We start from the raw sequence: 20,786 nt of genomic DNA, 5'->3' as shown, positions 1-20,786 counted from the left end.
CGAAGGTATTTTAATTGGAGGCATGCGTATGAAAAAAGTGCAAGTTTTGGGCCCCGGCTGTCCTAAATGTGTTGAACTTACCAAGCGCGCCCAGGAGGCCGCCCAGGCCGCCGGCGGCGATTTTGAGGTGGAGAAGGTCACCGATCTCAAAGAGATCATGTCCTTTGGCGTCTTTATGACGCCGGCCCTGGTGGTGGACGGCGAGGTCAAGGTCATCGGTAAGGTCCCCAGCGTCGAGGAAATCAAGAAGATGATTGCCTGAGGTCTGGCAACCTCTCCAGGGGCCAAACCAAATACAATTGTTTTCCTCATCTCCTGCAAACCTGAATATGAGAAGAGGCAGGTAAAAAAGGAGGCTCTTGTTATGGAACAGATGGCAAAACCGAATGTCTTGATCCTGTGCACCGGCAACACGGCCCGCAGCCAGATGGCCGAAGCTTTTTTGAAAAAATATGCCGGAGAGTCCCTGGAGGTTTTCAGCGCCGGCTATCATCCCCGGGAAATCAACCCTCTCACCCTCAAGGTGATGGCCGAGAAAGGCTTGGATTTAAGCGGCCACCAATCCAAAGGGGTGCGGGATTTCCTGGGGAAAATGGAGTTCCGGTATCTCATCATCGTCTGTGAGGTGGCTGAGCAAACCTGCCCGAAAAACTTCCCAGGAGTAAGATTTAGGGTATTCTGGCCCTTTGATGACCCGGCCGCAGCCACAGGCAGCGAAGAAGAAAAACTGGCGAAATTCCGCCAGGTGCGGGATCAGATCGATCGGCGCATTCAAGACTGGCTGCACGATCTGCCGCGTTTTGATTCTCATTGGCAAACCTGTGAGTTAAAAATCACGACGCCATAGGCCAACAGTGAGGGGTGCCATGAAGAAGGTACTGTTTTTATGCACGGAAAATTCCTGCCGCAGCCAGATGGCCGAGGGTCTGGTCAACTACGACCTTGCGGGAGAGGTGCAGGCCTTTTCCGCCGGAGTGCGGCCCAGCCGGGTGAATCCCCGGGCCATCCAGGCCATGGCCGAGATCGGCATCGATATTAGCGGGCAGCGCTCGAAATCCATGGATGAGTTTAACGAGGATCACTTCGACCTGGCCATCACCCTCTGCGATCAGGCCCAACGGGAATGCCCCATGTTTCTCAATGCTATCCGCCTGATTCACCTGGGTTTCCCCGATCCGGCCCAGGCCACCGGCACGGAAGCGGAGATTATGGCAGAGTTCCGCAAGGTGCGGGATGATATCCGCCGACAGCTGGGCGCTTTCCTCCGGGAGGAATTGCTTGCTGGCCCAAAAGTGAAAATCGCCGGATAAAATAAGGTAACTTATGGTTCAGAAAATGCCGCCCCCGCCTTGTGGCTGTGGGCATTCGTCTTTATCCAACTGCTGCCCTGGCTGCCATTCTGGAACTGTTGGAGATGACTCGCTTTGCTTCTCGAAACATCCGGAAGGTCAAGACGTATCCATTCCTCATGCCAAGAAACGTTGGGTCATCTGGTTCCTGACGTTTTTTGGCATTTATTCTGCTTCTTCGGTGTGCCCTTTCTGCGGCGCGGCCGGCTGTCCGGTGGGTGCTGGCGGTGCCGCCTTAGTTGGCGTCTTTTTTGCGTCCCTGATGCACTATGGCAGAAAAATCCGGGAAATTTGGCAACGGGCTGTTACCACGGCAAAGAGATAGTTTCAGGAAGATTCCTCATGCTGTTAGAAAAAGTTATAACCTATGAAATCTTCCGACCCAAGATGGATTCCAGCAAGGAGGTGCTGCACAGCATCGCCACCCTGGCCGACGACATCTCCCCCGCCTTCCCATATATTAACACGGAGTTGGGCGGCTGGGATTACGATCAGAGAAACCAGGTGCTGCTCCTCAAATTGTCGGCTGGCAAATGGATTACCCTGCACGCCCAAAAAATCGCTATCCGGGGCGCCCGGGATATTGAGGAGTCCCGGGCCCTCCTGGAGTGGATCAAGGGGCAGATCAACGACATTTATGACCGCCGGGACCTGATCACGCCCCGCTACACCGGTCAGGCGGGCCTCAAGGTCATTAACATTTTGAAGCTCCTGCCCATGACCAACTGTAAACTCTGCGGCTATGCCACCTGTATGGCCTATGCCACGGCCTTGCGGGAAGGGGAAATTACGCTTCCGGATTGCCTGCCCTTAATGGAAGAAAGATATCGGGAAAAACGGGAAAACCTTCAGGCCTACCTGGAAAGCTTTGGCTGGCGGGCCCTGGATGCAACTTGAGTGAGGTGGAAAACTTTTTAACAGGAAAAGGGCCAATGCTGGCCGGCAGTCTTGCGGCAACGTGCCGAGGGGCTTCAAGGCCTGCCTGAACAGGAGGACGCGGTGGGAAAAAAGACCAAAGGGAAAGGCGCCCGAAGTGCCTTATCCGTCATTATCCTGTCACTTACACTTTTTTGGGTTTTTCACCTGACGTCGCCTGATCGTGGCCAAACGACACCCCCCGGCGCTTCCTCGGCGGGGCAGGTGACGGCGCCGGCCGTGGCCGCCGCTGTTCCGAAGAAACCGGAAAGTCCCGCCGGCGTCTGCCCGCCTTTTAAACTCCGGGACGAGCAGGGCCAGATCATCGATCCGGTCCACGGGATCAACGACAAGGTTCCGTATTCCCCCCGGCAGACCTGCGGCGCCTGTCATAATTATCAACTCATTACGGAAGGCTTCCATTTCACCCAGGGCAAGGGGGAAGCCCTGCCCAAGGAATACGGCGAGCGCTACAACTGGGTCCTCTTCCCGGGCAACTACGGCGGCAACTGGTGTTCCCCGGCCCCCCTCTATCGGCAACTGGCCCCCAAAAAGAATACCAACCCCCGCATGATCGACATGACCTCCTTTGATTTTGTTACCGCCAGCTGCGGCGCCTGCCATCCCGGCGGCGGCCCCCTGGAATACGACCGGGACGGCCAACGCTACGACGCCCGCATGCGTGATCCCGCTACCGGGTTCAGCCCCGGCGGCGACAACGGCCTGGACGGCGATTATTTCAAGGCCCGCTGGTCGGATACCGGGATCATCGAAGCCGATTGTCTGCTCTGCCACATGCCGGAATATAATTACAAAAAACGCAACGATCAGCTTGCTGATCTTAATTTCAAGTGGGCCGCCACCGTGGGGGCCAACTTCGGCACGGTCATAGGCAAAGTCGCGGCCGGACAACAACCCGAAGTTGCCTACAACCGGGAGGCCTTTGACGCTGACGGCAATGTCAAACTTCATCTGGCCCCGGAACCGCGCAATGAGGCCTGCCTCAACTGCCACGCCAAACCGGGCTGGAAAAAACGCGGCGCGGCTTTTTCTCCCCGCACGGATGTCCATCTCAAGGCGGGAATGCGCTGCGTGGATTGCCACCCGGCCGGCAGCAAGGCCACGGACCCCCGGATTCGCGGCAAAGAGGTGCATCAGATCGGCAAGGGGGACGAGCCGGCTTTGTTCGTCCGCAATGATCTTGACAACACCGTCCGCCAGTGCGCCGACTGCCATATCAGCGGCTACCTGAACGCCCCCATCGCCAAACATGAGGGTCTGCCTTCGTTGCACCTCGAGAAGATATCATGCCAGGCCTGCCATATCCCTCACCGGATGGTGAAATCCGCCCAGGTCCAGGTGAGCGACGTCTTTAACACTGGCCCCCTTATCTCTCCGCCGCCCAAACGCATCTGGACCTTTTACGATCCCTTCCTGAAGTACTGGAACCACTACGGTGAACTGGCCAGGTTCACCTTCAAGGACCAGCCCACCGACCCTTTCCGTCCGGTCCTGACCTGGTACAAGGGCAAGATCTACCCGGTGAATCGAGTGCACAGCGCCTGGCCCGGCTTCATCGAGGAGGGAAAACCCGGCCTCAACCAGGCCTTTATGAAAGACACCTTCCTGATGTGGCAGCAGCACCGCCAAAATCCGGCGCTCTACCCGGAATTGGCCCTTATTCGGGATGATAATGGCGATAATGTCCCGGAAGTCAACCGCTCCGAAGAGATCGACGCCTTTCTCAAATCGGTCAAGTCCTACCTCACCGACACCAAGTTCGATCTAACCGGCAAGACCCTGGTGTGGGTCAATAATGACCGGGCCTATACCTCGGGAACCCAGTGGCGGACGCTCCCCAAATCTGATTTCGAGGCCTCCCCGTACGCCTCCGTCTATAAATATAGCCACGGCGTGGCCCCTGCCCGGGCCGCCCTGGGCGCCAAAGGCTGCGCCGACTGCCACAGTAAAGAGGCCCCCTGGTTTACCGCCCGGATACTGACCTACCCCTTTGGCGAGGACGGCAAACCCGTTACCATGAGTCAGGCGGACCACCTGAAATATCAGACCGTTCCAAGTGATGCCGAACCCTGGACCTACTGGACCGGGATCTTTTTTATCTCCCTTACCATTATCGTTATGGTGGGACTGGTCGGCCACATGCTGCTGGATGCCTGGAGGTATTACCAGGGCAACGGCAAGGGAGGCGACCGTGACTAAGAGGGATGCGGCAGTAGAGGTCCAGCGCTTTGATCTCTACTTTCGCCTGCAGCATTTCTTGCTGTTTATCAGCGTCATCATCCTGGTGATCACCGCCATCCCCATGTGGGGCCTGCGCTATCCCTTTTCCCCCTTCCCGGCCGGCGTCATAGATGGTTTCGGCGGTATTGAGAGGGTGCGCACGGTGCATATTGCCGCCGGTTTCCTGCTGCTCTTCGCTTTTGGCTACCACATCCTTTATATACTGATTCATCCTGCCGGCCGCCGGGACTTTCTGCTCATGTTGCCCCGGAAAAAGGATTTCCGCGATTTTTATCAAAATATTCTGTACTTCCTGGGCAAAACCGATACGCCCCCGAGTTTCGGCCGCTTTGCCTATTTCGAAAAATTCGACTATTGGGCCGTGTTTTGGGGAAGCATCATCATGATCGGGACAGGGTTCATCATGCTGTATCCGGCCCAGGTGGCGGTCTGGCTGCCCCCCGGGGCGGCAACCGCTGTATCCGGGGCCGCCCGGGAGGCTCACTACCACGAAGCCATACTGGCGGCGCTGGCGCTGTTTATCTGGCATATGTATCACGTCCACCTCCGCCCCGGAAAATTTCCCGGCAGCCTGGTCTGGTGGCACGGGAAGATTACCAGAGAGGAACAGGAAAGAGAGCATCCGCTGGAAAGGGAGGAATTGCTTTCTTTGAAAACCAGGAGATAAGGTTTAGAGAAGGTGCGGCTTCATAAAATGAGGCTAGACCATGAACTCTATAGCCATTCTTTAAGATGCACTCATTTCTTTTACTCATTCATCTCAAAGCCGGGTCCTGCCAAACACCTGCCGACGACGATCATCCCCCACCATTTTTCCTGTTCCGGGGTGATCTTGGCCAGAATAGTATCCAACGTGCCTTTCACCACTTTTTCTTTGTCGGGATAGCCGGCATAATACACGATCGCCACAGGCAGGTCGCCCGGATTGTACTTCTTTAAGGTATTCAGCAGGTTGTCGATTTCTTTCAGACCCATATAAAAGACCAGCGTGCCATTGTATTTGGACAGGTTCCTGGCCAGGTCATCCGGGTCCGTTTTTCCGAGAAAACTACGGGCTGCCGTTTGGAGCACAAAGCGCGCCTTGGCCCCGGTGCTGGCCCGCTTCAGCGCGGCCATGGAGGCGGTGATCGCTCCCAGGCCGGGAATAATTTCCACGGCGTCGTCGTCCAGTCCTTTCATGAGCCAGAAGGTCCGGCTATAGACGGTGGGATCGCCCCCCGTGAGCAGGGCAATGTTCTGTCCCTGGCTCAAACGGACCTTCATCTGCTTGATAAATTCATCCCTCTGTTTTTCTTTCTCAGCCAGCAACTCCCGCCGTTCCTCCGGTTTGAGATTTTTCTTCTCGGGGTTGACCCATAATTCTTTCCAGGGGTCAAAGACCTCCTTGCCCTGCAGATATGTTTGGAAGGGCACCGCCAACTCCGGGTGGCACAGAACCAGATCGGCTTTTTTTATGGTTTCCAGGGCCTTTAAGGTAGTGTGCTCCGGACCGGCCGGTCCTAATCCCACCAGGAAAAATTTCCCCGCCGGTGGCGGCGCAGCCATACCGGGGCAGGCCATAAACGTTAGCAAGAGAAAAATAAGGCCAAGCAGAGAAAATTTCAGCTTCATAAAGAATCCTTACGTGGTTGTATCCGGTTTCTTTTTGGCCTGGGCAAGCATCGCGCCTTGCCTGACTTTTTTCCCTTGCCACCAAAACATCAGGCTGGCTGCCATCAGGAATACAGCAACCCCGAAAAAGGCCCTGGAAGTCAGGTCTTTTGAACCGGACGGCGGTTGGGGCAGCGGGCCCGTCGGTTCGGCCAGGCTGTTTTCGTCCACCTTCACTGTCATACTCAGACGGTGTCCCATTTCGTCGTCTGCCACGAAGCGCCATTCCCCTGGGAGATCTGGCACGAAAGCGAACTTGCCGTTGTGGTCGGCGCGGCCGGTTTGGAAAGGTTTCTCGGATGCCGGGGAAGTAATCGTGACTTTGGCGTAGCTCATGGGTTCGTCACCAACATATTTGGCTACAACCACCAGGCCCCCTTTTTCAATCGAGCCTTCTACCCCGTGGGGAAGCGCCGGCTGCGGCAGCAAGAAAAGCATGCCCAGGAAGGCCGCTAATTCCCAACAACGTGCTTGAACCACAATATATTTCTCCTTTTATGGTATGAATGCCGATCTTTCTCAAACATATCATTTTTTCTGAAAAGTCAAAAAGGTGGTATAGAGCACATAGTCGATATCGGCTCTGTTCGGGGCCGGCGTCCGATGGCTGGCAAAAATCGCCTGATACCCTGGTTCCGGCAGTTTGACTCGAACCACGCCTTGGCTATCAGTTTCCAACCAATCTTTCACCTTCCCCACCCTGACCCGGCAACCGGTCAGGGGCGCCCCCTGGAAAAAAAACTGCACCGGCAACTCCTCTTCCGGTGCTAAGGTGAGGGGATCCTTTAACGGCACCGCCTCAAATTTCAGCCCCACCGGTTTGGTCAAAGCTTCGCCGAAAGCAAAGATGGTCTTGCCGATCTGCGTGGAAAAAAAGGCCTCCTCAACCTTGAGACCCTTGTCTATGGCCTCCTGCTTGGTGAGAAACTCTTTCCCGGTTGGCGTATTGACGCGATAGCCCCACTCGGCCAATACCGTAACCATGGCCGGGGCGCTCTTGGTCTGGAGACGCACTGTGTCGGCTCCGTCAAGCCGTTGCCCGGTCAGAAGTTTTCCCGTTGTATCGAAGGCTTTGATTTCCTTGATGCTGGTGGGCGCGTAAGGATACAGTTTGTCAGGCAAAAGGCCTCGGGCGATGAGATACGCATTGTCTTGCCGTTCCACCCACAGGTAATGAGCCTGAGTGACCGAGGTCAGCATGATACTGATAATAAGAAAGAGAATGAATCTTTTCACAGTTGTTCTCCCGGATACGCACAATCAAAAATACAACGTCAACTTCCCCATGGCCAGGAAGCCGGGTACGATGGTAGTGCCATCCGTCGCCATAAATAACGGATATTTTCGGTTAAAAATGTTTTCCAGGTCCAACGTTAGTTCCACCTTATCGAAAAATCGGCGGGAAATTGAGGCATCCATGGTAAAATAGCCGCCATTTTTAAAGGTGTTTTCATTGTCATAATAGATGTTGATGTAATAACTTCCCTGCAAAAGAACATTGACATACTGAGGATTTTTATACCACACGCCAAAATGAAATTTATGCAAGGGGTCCGTTGGTAGATATTTCCCCTCCAACTCAGGATCATTGTCATCTTTGGCAATTTTTGAAATATTATAGGTATAATTGCTGAACAATGATAGATCTTTCCTGACGTCCCACTTCAACTCCACTTCAAGGCCGTGGATATCAACCTTGGAAATATTTTCGAGTTTATATTCCGAAAAGGTTTTCTTCTTTTTTATGTAGGAGTTCAGCAGTCGATCCCCGATATAGTCCGAGGCCCAGGACTGATAAAACGTCACCCTGCCCCACAGTTGGTCGGTAAAGAATCGCTCGGCGCCCACATCATACGAGGTAATCTTTTCCGGTTGCAGGAAGGGATTGGCAAACCGGAAGAACGTCCCTCCACCCCTAACCTGAATTTTATAGAGTTCGAAAAGGCTGGGAGCCCGAAACCCGGTGCCGGCCGTGACCTTCAGGGCTGTTTTCTCATCAGGATGGTAGGTCACCCCACCCTTGGGAGAAAAATTATCCCACTGACTGGTGGGATACGAATTGTCATACGCTGCGCGGCCACCGTCAGGAAGGCTATCCCAGTTCCGGCCCTGGGAGGATTCTATCCAGTCATAGCGCGCCCCCATATTGACGATCAATTTATGGTTGAAGAAAGAGAAATCAGCATTGATAAACGGGGACAGGAAGAGTTGCTCACCTTGGGCGCCGCCATCCCGGATAACCTTCATATAGTCTTCATCGTATTTCCACCAGATTTTTTTAATCGCTGCCCCAGCAGTGATAGTGGCCCAGTTTGACGGGAATAGGTTCGTTTGCAGATCAAGTCCCCAGACTGACGGCCCGGGGAATATCTCCTTGCGATTGAGAGAGCTGTAGTTATCGCCGGTGGCATCTTGAAAGGCTGTCTTGTTCGCTTGATTCAGATAGGTGACCCCTTTAAAAACCACCGTGTCCCATTTGTGCTCATACGCCAGGATAAATTGGTTCAACCCTAAGGTATTATGGAAATTTGGCCGCCCCTGGCCCTGATTATGGATATAAAAAATTTGGGTGTACCTTAGATGTGACTGGGGGCTGAAATCATAGGTCGCCTTGCCGAAAATCTTGCCCACCTGGCTGTAGCGTTTGATAGTGTAGGGCTGGATGGGGGAATCCATAAAAAAACCATGGCTTTTGTCGTAGCCGCCGGTCAGGAGGACCCCGGCATCACCGAATTTTTGGGAATGAAAGATATCTCCGCCAAAGGTATTGCCGTTGCCGGCCTTGCCGGTGACGTTGCTCTCCCGGGGTTCCTGGGGGTTTCTGGTAATGACATTAATGACCCCCCCCAGGCCCTCGGAACCGTACAGGGCCGACATGGGACCGCGCACAATTTCAATGCGCTCAATGGCCTTTTTCGGAATATACCCGAAGGCCACCCAGGCAATGGAGTTATTAAAATTATCGTTTTGGGGAACGCCATCCACCAGAAATAAAACCCGGTTGGACCCCACGCCCCGCATCTTTAGGGGACTGGCAATGCCGTTGGTGTGCAGCGCAAAGTGACGAAAATTATACACACCCGCCGCCTGGCGCACGATATCCTCCACATTTTCAAACGGCGAGGCCTTGATCTGCTCCCTGGTGATGACCGTAACACTCTGGGGGGTGTCAAAGACCCGCATTTCGGTGCGGCTGGCAGTCACCGCAATTTCGTCAACCATCTGGACAGTTTCCTGACTCTGCGCCTGACCCGCTTCCTCTCCCTGGAGCGCTGGCGGTGATGCCTCCAGCTCCTGGGCCTGTGCCAGGATTGGCAACCATACCATGACCAGCATCATTAGACTAATGAAGATGCTAATGACATAGACCTGTTTTTTCATCACGACCTTCCTCCCCTTTCAGCCAAAGCGCTGTCGCTGTCTTATTGTGATTCCATTCACATGTCAGCCCAAAAAAAACCACGAAGTCTCCACCTTTAGGTGGATAAGCCTTCGTGGCTGATGTTTTTCAGAATTATTTGGTCAGGAACCCAAAATTGCTCTAAGTCATTTTATAGTTCCTGTCATTTCCAGACGTTTTGGCCTTGGCAGAGTTCATCTCTCCCATACGCCACATCATTATAAAGCAAAATACGAAAAGCTGTCAAATAAATTATTCTCTCGCTCCTGGGCCATCCAGATGATGGCCGCAATAGGAATACCGCGCCGGCCCGCGTCTCTGTCACATCTTGCTCTTAGCGCGCTTCCAGGCGCATTCCCGCCAGAAACCTTCGATACACTTTTGGCGTTGGGCCCCCGGCGCCGCTAGCCTTACAGACCCGAAAAGCCTGGCTGTCTTGCTCAATCCAGATGTTATAGAAAGCCTGCTTTGGGCTGCCCGTGGCGATCAGGCAGGCGGATTTCAGCAAAGCCGGACTAATTTTAGCCATTATCTCCTTCCTTAAATTCCCCCAGGCGCAAGACTTGGATACGGGCCAAGTCGTCTTGCAGGTCACAGATCAAACGAATTCCTCCCAGCCGATAACTCCATAAAGTCCCCATAGGGCCACTGAGGGCCTTCCCCATATCCCGGGGATTCTCCTGTTTTGCCAGATCGTCGCCAAATGCAAGCACATTCCTGGCTTTTTGCAGGTCCAGCTCCCACAGCTGCTTTCTGGCAGTCCGGGAATACTCAATCTTCCAGGCCAAGGTCCTTCCTCACTTCATCAGCGGCATGGGCAGTTTCTTTTTTCTTTCGCAGGCGCTCAAGGACATCGGCGGCCAGATAATAGCTCTCCAGCTCGTCGATCTGGGCGTAGAGCGCCTCCAGAATATAATATGTCTTGGTGCGGCCGGTCTGGCGCGCCAAAAAATCCAGTCGGTTATTGAGATCATCTGGCAGCCGCACCGATACCGACATTATTTCTTCCTACCTTATTATATATAGTTTGACAGTAAACACTGTCTTTAATAGAATATATGTACTACAATTAACATGCAAGCTGTTTTTGTTGACGGCTTCGGCTGATTAGAGGTAAGCTGGGTGATCACTCTGACTATCAATAACAGGATCGCTGTTTCTCTGAGTGAACTGCCGCCCCCGGTGGTGGAGCAGCTCCAGGAACGGCTGACTTTCCCCAACCCCGTTTGGCAGGAAAACGAAAAGCGGGGCTATTCCAACTGGAAAGTGCCGGAGACTCTGCGCTTATATCGCTTGAACGGGGGCCGTCTGTTTATGCCCCGGGGTTTTATCGGCCAGGCGCTCGGGCTACTGCAGGAAGCAGGCTTGACTTGGATTATCAAAGACCAGCGGCGGCTTTTACCGGAAGTCGAGCTTCAGTTCACCGGTGAACTGAAAGATTTTCAATGCGACGCCGCGGATACCATCTATTTTCGGGACTTCGGAACCCTGGCGGCTCCGACCGGAGCCGGCAAGACGGTCATTGCCCTGGCCATAATTGCTGCCCGCCGGCAACCGACCCTTATCGTCGTTCATTCAAAGGAACTGCTGCACCAATGGCGTGAGCGCATCGAAACCTTCCTGGAAATACCAGCGGCGGCTATCGGCGTCATTGGCGACGGCCAGCGGACTGTTGGCAAGAAAATTACCGTGGCCCTGGTGCAGACATTATACAAATGCGCCTCCGAAGTGGTGCCGCGTATCGGTTTCCTGGTGGTCGATGAGTGCCACCGCTGTCCCAGCCGGACGTTCACCGAAGCGGTGACGGCTTTTGACTCGGCCTATATGCTGGGCCTGAGCGCCACCCCCTGGCGGCGGGACGGTCTTTCCCGGCTGATCTACTGGCACTTGGGTAGCAAGGTGTATGAGATTGACCGGGGAGCCTTGATTGAAGATGGCCATATCCTGGCAGCGGAGGTGATATTCCGGAAAACCGCTTACGAGCCGATAAGTGACCCGTCGGAGGAATACTCCCGGATGTTGTCTGAGCTAACCGCAGACCCTGAGCGCAACGCCCTGATCGTCCGGGATGTAGTACAGGAAGCCGACGGCGAAGGAGTATGCCTGGTGTTATCCGATCGGAAGGCACATTGCGAAACCCTGGCAGGGATGCTGGCGCACTCGGGCCTGCCGGTATCGGTGCTGACCGGCGATCTGAGCATGAAGAAACGCCAGGAGATTATCGGGGCCGTGAATGGCGGCCATGTCAAGGTGCTGCTGGCTACCGGCCAGCTCATCGGTGAGGGCTTTGACTGCGCCGGGTTATCCACCCTGTTTCTGGCGACACCTATCCGGTTCAGCGGCCGGCTGCTGCAATATTTAGGCAGGGTGCTGCGACCGGCTCCGGGAAAAGACAAGGCTAAGGTGTATGATTACCTGGATGTCAAAGTTGGCGTGCTGGTAAATGCAGCCCGAAACCGGGCCCGAATCTACCAACAATCATAATCTACATATTAAGGGTACAGACATGACGAAAGCGGATTTGATTTCAGCAATGGCGGCCCAGGCGAACCTGACCAAGGCCGAAACGGAAAAAACCTTAAATGCCCTGATCACAGTTATGACCTCCAGTTTGCAGACCGATGGCAAGCTATCCATACCGGGGCTGGGCGTATTTTCGGTAAATGAACGAGCGGAGCGGACCGGCCGCAATCCCAGGACTGGCGAGCCGATGCAGATTGCCGCCAGCAAAATGGTAAAGTTCAAACCGGGCAAGGCGTTAAAGGAGGCGGTGCGGTAGGAGCGAGGCCAAAGGGTTGATTGGGGATGATACCTGGGGAGAAATTGTGTGATCCTTGATATGTTCAACGTGTTATATATAATAAGGAAATACTCATTAAATATTGCGATAATTCTCAGAATGGTATAGTATGATTATCAGTTAACTGATTAATTCAATAGGGATGAGGGAAAATTGGAATCGAAGTCTAACACCATGCTCATTGATGCCTTGACCGCCCGCACTCGCTTTGGTGAGATTATGGAAAAGGCGGAAAAAGAGCAGGCCCGTTTTATAGTAAGCCGCCGAGGCAAAGCCAAAGTGGTAATCATGAGCGTAGAGGAATACCTGAGAAGTGTCGTTAAAACCCCGGATGTTTTGATAAAGCTTCAAAGTGACGCCCAAAAAGCGGGAATGGATAAAATTAGTGATGCGGAAATCGAGGCCGAAATTCAAGCTCATCGCAAAGCCCAACTGAGAAAAAAATAACTCCGCCTTCATGCTCAAGGTAGTCCTGGATACAAATATAATCATTTCCGCCGCTCACAATCCGGTCGGCAAACCCGCTCTCGTGCTTGCCATCGCTTTGAGCGAGGAACCTGCTCTTGTTACCCTGTATCTCAGCCAAGATGTCTGGCAGGAATACAAGGAGGTGATCGATAGAGACAAATTCAAATACTTCAATAAAACCCATGTGAAAACGCTTTTGTCACAGATTAAAAATCGCGCCAAGTTCGTTAAGCCTGCCTTCAAGGTGAGCGCCATAAGAACTGATCCAGCGGATAATCGGATTTTAGAGTGTGCCATAGCTGCTGAAGCCGATTATTTGGTCACTGGGAATATAAAACATTTTTCTTTCAAGAAGTTTCACCATACCCGAATCGTCTCTCCCCAAGAATTTTTAATCATCATTGGGGAGAATTTCTTGGCTTGACTAAGCCTATCGTCGGCAGGGTAGTGTGCGAATTTTCTGCCCTGTTCTTTTTCGGATGCTTGAAGATTACATCGAAAACTGCGCACCCCCCCCAATCGCCGTTGAAATTTGACCCCATCAAATATATATACCGAAGCCGCGGTATGATCTGCTATTTCTTGGCCAGTATGAACGGAGAAGAATTTAATCAGAAAAAACAGGAATAACGGACGCTCTTCTGGATCGAAATGGCTACCCAGTCCGGAGAAAGCCGAGCACATGGGAGAAAGAAGGGAGGCCTACCGGGATTGAGATGATCCCGGGGATGGCATAATAACCAAGTTTGCTTGGATAGCTGAAAGCAGTTTTTAGAGTTGCTTTATTTTCTTGGTATTCCTGTTAATCCATAAACAACATTTTCAAAAAATCAGTCGGTGTTACAATAATTATGCCGTGGTAATTATTAAGGCTAAGCAGATGCTTATCACCCGAAACGATTTAATCCGCCATAGACCTTCCATGGCGCAAATCAGGTATTTGTCGTCTTTGGGGTCGTCTTTAACCGCTTTGAGATTAAGCAAGCCCGGTGTAATCAGGGCGGGCTTGGCGATTTCTGACAGGAATTCGTTAATTTCTCTGGCCGTAAGCTTAAGCCGCCGCTTGATTTTGGGATACAGAAAAACGGCCCTAATTTCTTGTAAGATATCCTGCGAAGTTACAAGGTTTATCCTGCCCTGCCTGGCCAAGTCGATGATTTTGTCCGGATTTGATCCTGGCGCCAATGCGGAGCTTACAAAGACATTGGCGTCGATAACGGCTTTGATCATCTTTTTTTAGTTTTGGGTTTCTCTATAGATTGAACCGCTTTTTCTATAAGATCATAAAGCTCTTCTTCGCTCAAGCTCTTGAACTTATTCCCGGCCTTGGCCTGCATTTTGGCAATCGCTTCGGAAAAGGCTTGTAACGCTCCTCCCCGGTCGATCACTTCTTTGGGCTTGAAAAAGATGCCGTCTTCCCTGATCTCATATTCCATCAGGTCTCCTTCTTTCAGGCCGAATTTGTCTCTGAAGACTTTCGGGAATGTAACCTGGCCGCCCCGGATAATTTTTATCAAAGGCATGGCTATCTATCTCCTTGCAAATATGCTTTCCGGCTTTGTGAAAACCTGCATATTTTACATTTTATGTGATTCTGTATTTTTGTCAAATCATACCTTAAAAAGCTCATCTATCACCAGATGCAGGCGAATGAAGCGAGGTATCTGGTCGTCCTCAAAATGACAACTGCGTCTTTTACGGCCTCACGAACTTCTTCCAGGGTTTCGCCTTGGGTATAGATGGAATGCCCCAGGGCTTTGGCCTCATAGCCGCCCTCAGCAGCTTCTTCCACAACAAAAAAAATTTCTAAACTCATGAGTTGCCCCATTATTATCTGCCTATCCAAAGAAGTTCCACATCTATCTTGGTGGCCGCAACCTGGAGTTCAGGGTCGCCGGTGACTAAACATGCCCCTAATTCCTGAGCCAATCCCAACCCGAAAGTATCCGCATAGGATAGACCGCCTCCGGCTTTAATTCTGGCCGCGGCTTTGACTCTGGGCCACGTTGCTTCTGCTATGGTGAGCTTATCTTCCTGCCTGACGCCCTGCACAAAAGCCGCTGCAGCCTCTTCGCCTCGCCTTTGCAGCACAATATAGTAGGCTTCTCCTAAATTAACCGCGCTCAAGTAAAGTTCGGCCTTTTCATCCAGTATAATATCGGCTACCGTCTGGGCCCCGAGCTCATCCTCCGCGAGGGCGAGGAGGGCACAACTGTCGAGAACATATCTCATCGCGTTTCCTCCTCTCGCTCTCTATCGGCAGCGCGTTCCTGAAGCAAATGGTCAGTGAGCTTTTCATCTCCCTCCGTCCCTTTGAGAATTCCCCGGAGGGCAAGCAATGGATGCCGGGGCAAGGGGCGTAAGAGGATCGCACCATCGGCAACTTCTTCAACCATCAAGCGATCACCCTTTTGTAATCCAAATTTCTTCCTTATGGAGGACGGCAAACATATCTGACCTTTTTCTGAAATTATAATTTTTTTCATTATTATACCTTTATTAAATATCTACAGCATAATATGTATTATATATATTAATTGTAGTAGAAATTTTAAAATCATACAAGCATATTTTTGACGGACATTACTCTCCCCGTATAGAAATAAATTCTATAAAAACGATCATTAATCATAGAGAAATATATTGACGAAATAGCTTGTCTTTTGTATATATATAAAATATATTTTAAGTGCTTTTTTGATGTTTTTATCAATTTGACGTCAATTGGCTCGGAAAACCCAACCAGGAGCAAAAAAAATAACCGGGCAGCGAGTCACCGGCGACCGAAACAAGGAAATATGGCAATGGCAAAAAACGTGAACATCGAAATAAAGGGTTCCACATTAGTTATCACCTGCAATCTGGATGAGGACCATGGTCCCAGCAAAAGCGGCAAGACCACCATTATCGCCTCGACTGAAGGCAACATGCCCATTCCGGGGCATGAGGGGATCAAGTTGGGCTTGAACCTCTACAAAAACCGGAAATGAAACATAAGACAAAATAATGTCCGGATATCCAAAAGTCATCGGCTACCTGCGGGTCAGCACCCAGGACCAGGACCTGGAGAAGAACAAGGCCGAGATCCTTGCCTTCGCCAACGAACGGAAGCTAGGGCCGGTGGAGTGGCTGGAAGAAAAAGTCAGCGGGGTCAAGACCTGGCGCAAGCGGGAGATCGCCCAAGTTGTGGAGTCGCTGCGGGACGGTGACTGGTTGATTGTCCCGGAGCTGTCCCGCCTGGGACGGTCCACACTCGACATCCTGGACATTCTGGCCGAACTCCGAAAAAAAGGGGTCAATGTTTATGCCGTCAAAGGGGACTGGACGTTAAACGGCACCATCGAAAGCAAAGTGTTCCTCACCATGATGGCCTTGTTCAGCGAGATCGAGCGGGATCTTATCTCGGCCCGTACCAAAGAAGCTTTGAAGGCCCGGCAGGCCGCCGGGTTAAAGTTAGGCCGTCCCAAGGGGCCCGGCAAAAGCAGACTGGACCCATACCGGCTGGAGATCGAGGCGCTGCTGAAAAACGGCTCGCGTCTGAACTTTATCGCCGCCCGCTATAATGTGACAGTTCCTACATTAATAAATTGGATAAAGAAGAATAATATTGATAAGACCTCGAAGCCGTGAGGCGTACAATGGAGCCGAATCATTCCGCCCTGAAAACTGCTTTTCTGGTGGCTTTTGACAGCCCAAAACAGGCTTTTTATGTTCTCTGGATTGAAGCCGGCGGCGAGTCTTTCCGCGTCTGCAAGGTCAGCGGCGCTAAGGGCCGGATCTGGCACCGCCAGGCTTGGGAATTCGACTCCCTGTCGGCCGCTGAAGCCTTGTTTGAAAAGCGGCTGCGGGAGAAAACCAGGCCGGATCGCCGCTCTAACCGGAAATATCAGTTGCAGTGTGTTTTGCCGGTTTGATTTGGCCTAAGTTAAGTCCTATGATTTTCGGCTAGTCGTGCATATGTTGGGGTTGCCCCAGATACGATTGCTTTTCAGGAATGATCTACCCAGAGACGCGGCCCTCACAACCTGATTAACACTCATCTTTGCTGACTGCGTCTGGGATATGGCGGACTCGTGGCCAGATCTGGCCTGGATTCGGATCCTCACAATCCTTGGGGTAAGTGAAACCCGACAAATCTTCTTTAAGAAATGACAGGCCGTATGCCACATTCAGACGGCGCATCCACCTTCTTTTCGTGTTTTCGTTTCGGCCATCAAAGGTTAGATCGTGAGGAATAGGCAATCCAACCACAGGAGGATTTATTGGCTCTCGGAACAGGCTGTGAGAAAAAGGTCCTCTCACCACACACCTTTCATAAGGATGTTCGCAATGCCCGCCACCGCCAAAAATTACTTTGATCTCACGAATATTATCTTGATTAATCATTTTGCGCTTGGCTTGGGCAAGGGTTTTAATAGTGCCTTTTTTCAAATCCTCTCCAATGATATTTTTTGCTTGGCGGATCGCTTGATCTTCTGATCCTTCCTCTCTCTTCTGGCAGATTGCTTCAAGGTGGCAGGGGTCAAGATTTCCTCTTAACTCTGCGGCAAGGAAATCAATCCTACCTGCTCCCAATGGCAGCACATGACCACAGAGGAAATTGAGATGTTCTGTATTATCTGACCGATGATAAAAGATAAACGTACTCTGGTCCACTGTTCCTGCACCTGTATCAGAAAACAAATAAATATCTGGGATGGCAACTCGGGAGCGGATAAAGCCCTGCACGTTGGCGCTAACTTCGGGATAAATGTGACAAGCTTTCCTGATGGCGGGAGATTGGCTCTGTTGGTTATTTTTTCGAATCAGGATCAGCTCTTCTAATTCTATAGAAGGGTATTTTTCTTTGAGTTCATCAGCCAGGCTTAGAGCTTCGCACACAAGGTCACGGAAAAAATCAGCAACTTTTTTCTCCTGAGCCTCAGCGACCGGAACCGCTGTATTTACCGCCAAGTAATCCTCAGGGTGATCGCCGAAGCCTTGCAGTCTCTTGCGGATATCCTCTTTAACCATACCCAAGGTGATGGCAAAGAGATAGACTGCGCAAGACTCGATAAAACCTCGCAAATCGGTAAGATTTGATTCCTGCACGGCACGTTGGTAAGGCCATAAAATAGGATCTTGCTCTCGCCCCAGGGCTATGGCCACCATTGCTTGCTTTAAGTGGTACAAGCCTTTTTCTGGATAATGGATGTTCTGGTCTTGCACATGTTGCAAGATATCGTTGTTACATACCAATAGACTCGGGATGAGAAAGGGGAAATCATCGTTATTGAAGCTTGGTGGGATATAAATCCAGGCTCTGTCCTTTGTAATGTCCCGACAGGTGCACTTGGAAAAAGCAGTGCCAAAATCAAAACCTATTTGGACAATATGTGCATCTCGTCTTTGGGGGGCTTCGCTGAGGTGAAGATTGTCAACAAAAATTGACCCCTTTGGTCATCGAAAATTGACCCCCCTGGTTAGCGGAAAAGTTGCTGTTAACGAGGGCCAGCCTTGGCCGGGGTAGACTTATTGGTGCCATGAGGGGCGGATTCGGCCTGCCCCGCAAACGCTTGGTGCCGGCCGGCCGAATCCGCTTTGGCCGGCCGGCGGCTGGCTTCTCCCAACCGAACTTTTTCCGGTTCATGCGGCCTCTGGTAAAAGCTTCTGTTTCATGCGAAAACTATTCCCGTTAATCACAAAAATATGGGAGTGGTGCACCAGACGGTCAATGATGGCAGCAGCGATTACCTGGTCGGTAAAAATCGGTCCCCAATCTTCGAAGCCGTAATTACTGGTCAAAATCATGGCCCCCTTCTCATAGCGAATCGATACTAATTGAAAAAGGAGATTGGCCTGTTCCGGGGTGATGGGCAGATAGCCCAGTTCGTCCAGAATCACCAGGTCCAGTCGGGAGAGGTTCAACAGCACCTGGCCCAGCCGGCCGGTTTTGTGAGCCACACTGAGATCAGTCAACAGATCTTGGGTACGGATAAATAAGACCCGATACTTGGCCATGCAGGCTTTAACGCCAAAGGCAATGGCCAGATGGGTCTTGCCGACGCCTGGAGGCCCCAGGAAAAGCAGGTTTTCTTTTTTCTCCAGAAAGTCCAGGGAAGCAAGCCGGATGATCTCTTTTTCGTTGAGCTGCGGCTGAAAGGAGAAATCAAACTCTTCCAGGGTTTTCAAGGAGGGGAAACGAGCCTTGTGAATCTTGGCATTGATAGAGCGGTCCAGTTTGCTCATGGCCTCCATTTCCACTAGCCGGGCCAAGTAGTTTTCGTAAGAAAGTTTTTCCTGGGCGGCCTTGTGGGCTTCCTCCTGGTAGTGGGCCAAGATTTTGGTTAGTGACAGGCTCTTGAGCTGCAGGTCCAGTCGGGGGATCATCGGGCGCCTCCTCCGTAACTGGCTCTATAGAGTGAAAGCGGTCTTTTGGCCACGGCTGGCAAACAGGCTGTCCGGCACGAAGTCGGGAGCACCGGCTGCTGCAGTTTTTCCGGCAGCAGGCCCTGGACCGATCTGACCGACGGCGTACCCAACTCCAGGGCCGTCTGCAAGGCAGCGGCGACGGCCTGGTGGTCATAGACAGAGAGCAGGTCCAGGATTTTATTCAAATGGTAGGAGGCGTTGAGGGTATATGACTGTTCCGCCAAGCGGATAAAGTCTGGCGCCAAAGCTGGAAAAGTCTCCTGAAAAACCACCTTGACCTGCAAGCGCCGCTGTTCTTTCCGGTCCAGAAATTCCTTGGCCAGATCGGCGTGTTCAGGATGCGGCAAGGTTACCTGATGTTCACGAAGCAGTTCATACCGAGCCAGGGGTTTCAAGTCAGCATCCAGGATATCCAGCCAGCGCCCCAGCACCCGTTCGATCCAGACTTTTTTCCCGGCCATGGCCAAAGACACCGGGTAGCGGTTGCTGTCCGCGTGTACGTAGCCATCCCAGGAGACTTTCCGGGATTCTTTTTGAAATGACAGGGGAATATCGGACTGTAAGGGCTTGAGGTTTTCTTGTGGCCAGAGTTGTACTGGCGCCAGTCCGGTGGTGCTATGGGTCCGGGCATTATACTGTTCCATAAACCGGGCCAAGCGCTCTCCCAGGTGGTCGAGATGCTCCACTTCCAAACCCCGCAGGAAATGCTCCTGGAGATAAAAGAATGGATTTTCCACCTTGCCCTTGGTCCGGGCCCGATATGGTTGGCAGGGGTCCGGCTTAAGGCCATAGGTCCCCAAGAAAGCCAGGAAATCATCCTGATAGCGGATGACGCCCTGACGGTCGTGCGACAGGACCAACTGCTTGGGATTGTCGATGACGATTTCTGCCGGCACTCCCTGGAAAAAGACCAGGGCCTGAGTTAACACCCGAATAATGCTGGGAGTACTGATATCCAAAGAAAAGGTCACAAACTTATAGCGACTGTATGACAGGATCGCCTGGTGGAAGTAAATCTTCAGTGGCCGGCCGGCTACCGGCACCTGCCATTCTTTCCAGTCGTATTGCATCTGTTGACCCGGGGAAGTCTCGAAATGGATCGTGGTTCTGTCTCGGACATCATCTTGAAACTGCCGGAGATAGCGATACACGCTGGTCAAGGACCCGGTATAGCCCAACTCGGATAGTTCCTGAAAGATGCGGGTACCGATAAATTGTTTGCCAATCATCTCTTTAATCTGAGGGGCAAAGGGGTCTAACATCTTCTCCGATGCCGCTCTCTGATACGCTGGTGGCGCTTGGCGGTTCCAGTGGCGCTTCACCGTGTTCTTGGAAATCCCCAATTGCCGGGCTATGGCTTTTTTCCCATGCCCCTGACGCTTTAAAACTTGAATGGCCTGCCATTCTTCCATAGAAATCACCCTCCTCACCTCCGACGCCATAAGCTGGCATCGGTTTATCTCTGAGGGGGTCAATTTTCAACGGCGATTGGGGGTCAGTTTTCAGTGTAGATCTTCACAATTACCAAATC

General features: G+C 52.0%; 28 protein-coding genes. 13 read left to right on the top strand and 15 right to left on the bottom strand.

Annotated elements, in window-relative coordinates; genetic code table 11:
- Positions 1 to 28: 28 nt before the first annotated feature.
- The 6 genes from DESAC_RS00370 to DESAC_RS00345 all read left to right on the top strand — a co-directional run bounded on the left by DESAC_RS00370 (position 29) and on the right by DESAC_RS00345 (position 5,193).
- The gene (locus tag DESAC_RS00370) at positions 29 to 262 is read left to right on the top strand and encodes a thioredoxin family protein (protein WP_013705087.1); all 234 of its coding nucleotides are present in this window, start codon (positions 29 to 31) and stop codon (positions 260 to 262) included.
- 111 nt (positions 263 to 373) lie between these two features.
- A complete protein-coding gene (locus tag DESAC_RS00365; RefSeq protein WP_052301976.1) occupies positions 374 to 847 on the top strand; it encodes an arsenate reductase ArsC in 474 nt (157 codons plus the stop codon).
- Positions 848 to 866: 19 nt separating this feature from the next.
- Entirely contained in the window at positions 867 to 1,310 is a 444-nt protein-coding gene (locus tag DESAC_RS00360; RefSeq protein ID WP_013705085.1) for an arsenate reductase ArsC, read from the top strand.
- A 381-nt stretch (positions 1,311 to 1,691) separates the two neighbouring features.
- Positions 1,692 to 2,246: a (Fe-S)-binding protein gene (locus tag DESAC_RS00355; protein WP_013705084.1), complete on the top strand. Its 555-nt coding sequence runs from the start codon at positions 1,692 to 1,694 to the stop codon at positions 2,244 to 2,246.
- Between the two features lie 102 nt (positions 2,247 to 2,348).
- Positions 2,349 to 4,484 (top strand): multiheme c-type cytochrome, encoded by a 2,136-nt coding sequence (locus DESAC_RS15955; RefSeq protein WP_013705083.1) that lies wholly within the window; start codon positions 2,349 to 2,351, stop codon positions 4,482 to 4,484.
- Complete coding sequence (locus tag DESAC_RS00345; RefSeq protein ID WP_013705082.1) at positions 4,477 to 5,193, top strand: formate dehydrogenase subunit gamma; 717 nt, start codon at positions 4,477 to 4,479, stop codon at positions 5,191 to 5,193. Before DESAC_RS15955 ends, DESAC_RS00345 begins: the two co-directional genes overlap by 8 nt.
- An 80-nt stretch (positions 5,194 to 5,273) precedes the next feature.
- Here the strand turns inward: DESAC_RS00345 and DESAC_RS00340 are convergent, their stop codons facing one another.
- The 7 genes from DESAC_RS00340 to relB form a co-directional block, all read right to left on the bottom strand.
- On the bottom strand, positions 5,274 to 6,137 hold the full coding sequence (locus tag DESAC_RS00340; RefSeq protein WP_013705081.1) for an SAM-dependent methyltransferase: 864 nt from the start codon (positions 6,135 to 6,137) through the stop codon (positions 5,274 to 5,276).
- 9 nt (positions 6,138 to 6,146) lie between these two features.
- The gene (locus tag DESAC_RS14850; RefSeq protein ID WP_013705080.1) at positions 6,147 to 6,656 is read right to left on the bottom strand and encodes a hypothetical protein; all 510 of its coding nucleotides are present in this window, start codon (positions 6,654 to 6,656) and stop codon (positions 6,147 to 6,149) included.
- A gap of 48 nt (positions 6,657 to 6,704) precedes the next feature.
- Positions 6,705 to 7,412, bottom strand: a complete 708-nt coding sequence (locus DESAC_RS00330; RefSeq protein WP_013705079.1) for a DUF4198 domain-containing protein — start codon at positions 7,410 to 7,412, stop codon at positions 6,705 to 6,707.
- Positions 7,413 to 7,436: 24 nt separating this feature from the next.
- Positions 7,437 to 9,557, bottom strand: a complete 2,121-nt coding sequence (locus DESAC_RS00325; RefSeq protein WP_013705078.1) for a TonB-dependent receptor plug domain-containing protein — start codon at positions 9,555 to 9,557, stop codon at positions 7,437 to 7,439.
- Between the two features lie 353 nt (positions 9,558 to 9,910).
- A complete protein-coding gene (locus DESAC_RS00320; RefSeq protein WP_013705077.1) occupies positions 9,911 to 10,105 on the bottom strand; it encodes a hypothetical protein in 195 nt (64 codons plus the stop codon).
- Positions 10,098 to 10,364 (bottom strand): type II toxin-antitoxin system RelE family toxin, encoded by a 267-nt coding sequence (locus DESAC_RS00315; protein ID WP_013705076.1) that lies wholly within the window; start codon positions 10,362 to 10,364, stop codon positions 10,098 to 10,100. The genes DESAC_RS00320 and DESAC_RS00315 overlap by 8 nt, the downstream gene beginning before the upstream one ends.
- Positions 10,348 to 10,575, bottom strand: coding sequence for a type II toxin-antitoxin system RelB family antitoxin (gene relB, locus DESAC_RS00310; RefSeq protein ID WP_013705075.1), 228 nt, complete (start codon positions 10,573 to 10,575; stop codon positions 10,348 to 10,350). The genes DESAC_RS00315 and relB overlap by 17 nt, the downstream gene beginning before the upstream one ends.
- Before the next feature lie 123 nt (positions 10,576 to 10,698).
- Here relB and DESAC_RS00305 point away from each other — a divergent pair, with 123 nt between their 5' ends.
- The 4 genes from DESAC_RS00305 to DESAC_RS00290 all read left to right on the top strand — a co-directional run bounded on the left by DESAC_RS00305 (position 10,699) and on the right by DESAC_RS00290 (position 13,268).
- Complete coding sequence (locus tag DESAC_RS00305) at positions 10,699 to 12,060, top strand: DEAD/DEAH box helicase (protein WP_013705074.1); 1,362 nt, start codon at positions 10,699 to 10,701, stop codon at positions 12,058 to 12,060.
- A complete protein-coding gene (locus tag DESAC_RS00300; protein WP_258164921.1) occupies positions 12,020 to 12,355 on the top strand; it encodes an HU family DNA-binding protein in 336 nt (111 codons plus the stop codon). Before DESAC_RS00305 ends, DESAC_RS00300 begins: the two co-directional genes overlap by 41 nt.
- Positions 12,356 to 12,529: 174 nt before the next feature.
- Entirely contained in the window at positions 12,530 to 12,823 is a 294-nt protein-coding gene (locus DESAC_RS00295; protein ID WP_013705072.1) for a type II toxin-antitoxin system Phd/YefM family antitoxin, read from the top strand.
- Positions 12,824 to 12,833: 10 nt separating this feature from the next.
- Complete coding sequence (locus DESAC_RS00290; RefSeq protein WP_013705071.1) at positions 12,834 to 13,268, top strand: putative toxin-antitoxin system toxin component, PIN family; 435 nt, start codon at positions 12,834 to 12,836, stop codon at positions 13,266 to 13,268.
- A 425-nt stretch (positions 13,269 to 13,693) separates the two neighbouring features.
- On the opposite strand, the gene DESAC_RS00280 is transcribed toward DESAC_RS00290, so the two are convergent.
- The 5 genes from DESAC_RS00280 to DESAC_RS00260 all read right to left on the bottom strand — a co-directional run bounded on the left by DESAC_RS00280 (position 13,694) and on the right by DESAC_RS00260 (position 15,330).
- On the bottom strand, positions 13,694 to 14,074 hold the full coding sequence (locus DESAC_RS00280) for a putative toxin-antitoxin system toxin component, PIN family (protein WP_013705070.1): 381 nt from the start codon (positions 14,072 to 14,074) through the stop codon (positions 13,694 to 13,696).
- The gene (locus DESAC_RS00275) at positions 14,071 to 14,367 is read right to left on the bottom strand and encodes an AbrB/MazE/SpoVT family DNA-binding domain-containing protein (protein ID WP_013705069.1); all 297 of its coding nucleotides are present in this window, start codon (positions 14,365 to 14,367) and stop codon (positions 14,071 to 14,073) included. Before DESAC_RS00275 ends, DESAC_RS00280 begins: the two co-directional genes overlap by 4 nt.
- Before the next feature lie 110 nt (positions 14,368 to 14,477).
- The gene (locus DESAC_RS00270; RefSeq protein WP_218915697.1) at positions 14,478 to 14,660 is read right to left on the bottom strand and encodes a hypothetical protein; all 183 of its coding nucleotides are present in this window, start codon (positions 14,658 to 14,660) and stop codon (positions 14,478 to 14,480) included.
- A 14-nt stretch (positions 14,661 to 14,674) separates the two neighbouring features.
- Complete coding sequence (locus tag DESAC_RS00265) at positions 14,675 to 15,076, bottom strand: type II toxin-antitoxin system VapC family toxin (RefSeq protein WP_013705067.1); 402 nt, start codon at positions 15,074 to 15,076, stop codon at positions 14,675 to 14,677.
- On the bottom strand, positions 15,073 to 15,330 hold the full coding sequence (locus tag DESAC_RS00260) for an AbrB/MazE/SpoVT family DNA-binding domain-containing protein (RefSeq protein WP_013705066.1): 258 nt from the start codon (positions 15,328 to 15,330) through the stop codon (positions 15,073 to 15,075). The genes DESAC_RS00265 and DESAC_RS00260 overlap by 4 nt, the downstream gene beginning before the upstream one ends.
- 318 nt (positions 15,331 to 15,648) lie before the next feature.
- Between DESAC_RS00260 and DESAC_RS00255 the strand changes: the two genes are divergently transcribed.
- Genes DESAC_RS00255 through DESAC_RS00245 form a run of 3 tightly spaced genes read left to right on the top strand, consistent with a single transcriptional unit; the run spans position 15,649 to position 16,758 of the window.
- Positions 15,649 to 15,834 carry a hypothetical protein gene (locus DESAC_RS00255; RefSeq protein WP_013705065.1) on the top strand — a complete coding sequence of 62 codons (186 nt, stop codon included), beginning with the start codon at positions 15,649 to 15,651 and terminating at the stop codon, positions 15,832 to 15,834.
- 16 nt (positions 15,835 to 15,850) lie between these two features.
- Entirely contained in the window at positions 15,851 to 16,474 is a 624-nt protein-coding gene (locus tag DESAC_RS00250) for a recombinase family protein (protein ID WP_013705064.1), read from the top strand.
- An 8-nt stretch (positions 16,475 to 16,482) separates the two neighbouring features.
- Positions 16,483 to 16,758, top strand: coding sequence for a hypothetical protein (locus DESAC_RS00245; RefSeq protein ID WP_013705063.1), 276 nt, complete (start codon positions 16,483 to 16,485; stop codon positions 16,756 to 16,758).
- Between the two features lie 115 nt (positions 16,759 to 16,873).
- On the opposite strand, the gene DESAC_RS00240 is transcribed toward DESAC_RS00245, so the two are convergent.
- From DESAC_RS00240 to istA, 3 genes are all read right to left on the bottom strand, one after another.
- Positions 16,874 to 18,052 (bottom strand): hypothetical protein, encoded by a 1,179-nt coding sequence (locus DESAC_RS00240; protein WP_148231150.1) that lies wholly within the window; start codon positions 18,050 to 18,052, stop codon positions 16,874 to 16,876.
- A gap of 417 nt (positions 18,053 to 18,469) precedes the next feature.
- The gene (gene istB / locus DESAC_RS00235; RefSeq protein WP_013705060.1) at positions 18,470 to 19,213 is read right to left on the bottom strand and encodes an IS21-like element helper ATPase IstB; all 744 of its coding nucleotides are present in this window, start codon (positions 19,211 to 19,213) and stop codon (positions 18,470 to 18,472) included.
- Complete coding sequence (gene istA / locus DESAC_RS00230) at positions 19,210 to 20,667, bottom strand: IS21 family transposase (RefSeq protein WP_013705059.1); 1,458 nt, start codon at positions 20,665 to 20,667, stop codon at positions 19,210 to 19,212. The genes istB and istA overlap by 4 nt, the downstream gene beginning before the upstream one ends.
- Between the last annotated feature and the right edge of the window lie 119 nt (positions 20,668 to 20,786).

The organism is Desulfobacca acetoxidans DSM 11109 (genome assembly GCF_000195295.1).
In the GTDB taxonomy this organism is placed as follows: domain Bacteria; phylum Desulfobacterota; class Desulfobaccia; order Desulfobaccales; family Desulfobaccaceae; genus Desulfobacca; species Desulfobacca acetoxidans.
Note: the sequence above shows the minus strand (reverse complement) of the source record. Positions and strands in the feature narration are given on the sequence as shown.

Bases quoted from the DNA above. Each gene is read 5' to 3' on its own strand.
- istB (WP_013705060.1), bottom strand. From the start codon at position 19,213: ATGATCCCCCGACTGGACCTGCAGCTCAAGAGCCTGTCACTAACCAAA.
- DESAC_RS00300 (WP_258164921.1), top strand. From the start codon at position 12,020: ATGCAGCCCGAAACCGGGCCCGAATCTACCAACAATCATAATCTACAT.
- DESAC_RS00360 (WP_013705085.1), top strand. From the start codon at position 867: ATGAAGAAGGTACTGTTTTTATGCACGGAAAATTCCTGCCGCAGCCAG.
- DESAC_RS00355 (WP_013705084.1), top strand. From the start codon at position 1,692: ATGCTGTTAGAAAAAGTTATAACCTATGAAATCTTCCGACCCAAGATG.
- relB (WP_013705075.1), bottom strand. From the start codon at position 10,575: ATGTCGGTATCGGTGCGGCTGCCAGATGATCTCAATAACCGACTGGAT.
- DESAC_RS00255 (WP_013705065.1), top strand. From the start codon at position 15,649: ATGGCAAAAAACGTGAACATCGAAATAAAGGGTTCCACATTAGTTATC.
- DESAC_RS00245 (WP_013705063.1), top strand. From the start codon at position 16,483: ATGGAGCCGAATCATTCCGCCCTGAAAACTGCTTTTCTGGTGGCTTTT.
- DESAC_RS00290 (WP_013705071.1), top strand. From the start codon at position 12,834: ATGCTCAAGGTAGTCCTGGATACAAATATAATCATTTCCGCCGCTCAC.
- DESAC_RS00365 (WP_052301976.1), top strand. From the start codon at position 374: ATGGCAAAACCGAATGTCTTGATCCTGTGCACCGGCAACACGGCCCGC.
- DESAC_RS00325 (WP_013705078.1), bottom strand. From the start codon at position 9,557: ATGAAAAAACAGGTCTATGTCATTAGCATCTTCATTAGTCTAATGATG.
- DESAC_RS00275 (WP_013705069.1), bottom strand. From the start codon at position 14,367: ATGCCTTTGATAAAAATTATCCGGGGCGGCCAGGTTACATTCCCGAAA.
- DESAC_RS00265 (WP_013705067.1), bottom strand. From the start codon at position 15,076: ATGAGATATGTTCTCGACAGTTGTGCCCTCCTCGCCCTCGCGGAGGAT.
- DESAC_RS00260 (WP_013705066.1), bottom strand. From the start codon at position 15,330: ATGAAAAAAATTATAATTTCAGAAAAAGGTCAGATATGTTTGCCGTCC.
- DESAC_RS00340 (WP_013705081.1), bottom strand. From the start codon at position 6,137: ATGAAGCTGAAATTTTCTCTGCTTGGCCTTATTTTTCTCTTGCTAACG.
- DESAC_RS00320 (WP_013705077.1), bottom strand. From the start codon at position 10,105: ATGGCTAAAATTAGTCCGGCTTTGCTGAAATCCGCCTGCCTGATCGCC.
- DESAC_RS00250 (WP_013705064.1), top strand. From the start codon at position 15,851: ATGTCCGGATATCCAAAAGTCATCGGCTACCTGCGGGTCAGCACCCAG.
- DESAC_RS00370 (WP_013705087.1), top strand. From the start codon at position 29: ATGAAAAAAGTGCAAGTTTTGGGCCCCGGCTGTCCTAAATGTGTTGAA.
- istA (WP_013705059.1), bottom strand. From the start codon at position 20,667: ATGGAAGAATGGCAGGCCATTCAAGTTTTAAAGCGTCAGGGGCATGGG.
- DESAC_RS00270 (WP_218915697.1), bottom strand. From the start codon at position 14,660: ATGAGTTTAGAAATTTTTTTTGTTGTGGAAGAAGCTGCTGAGGGCGGC.
- DESAC_RS00280 (WP_013705070.1), bottom strand. From the start codon at position 14,074: ATGATCAAAGCCGTTATCGACGCCAATGTCTTTGTAAGCTCCGCATTG.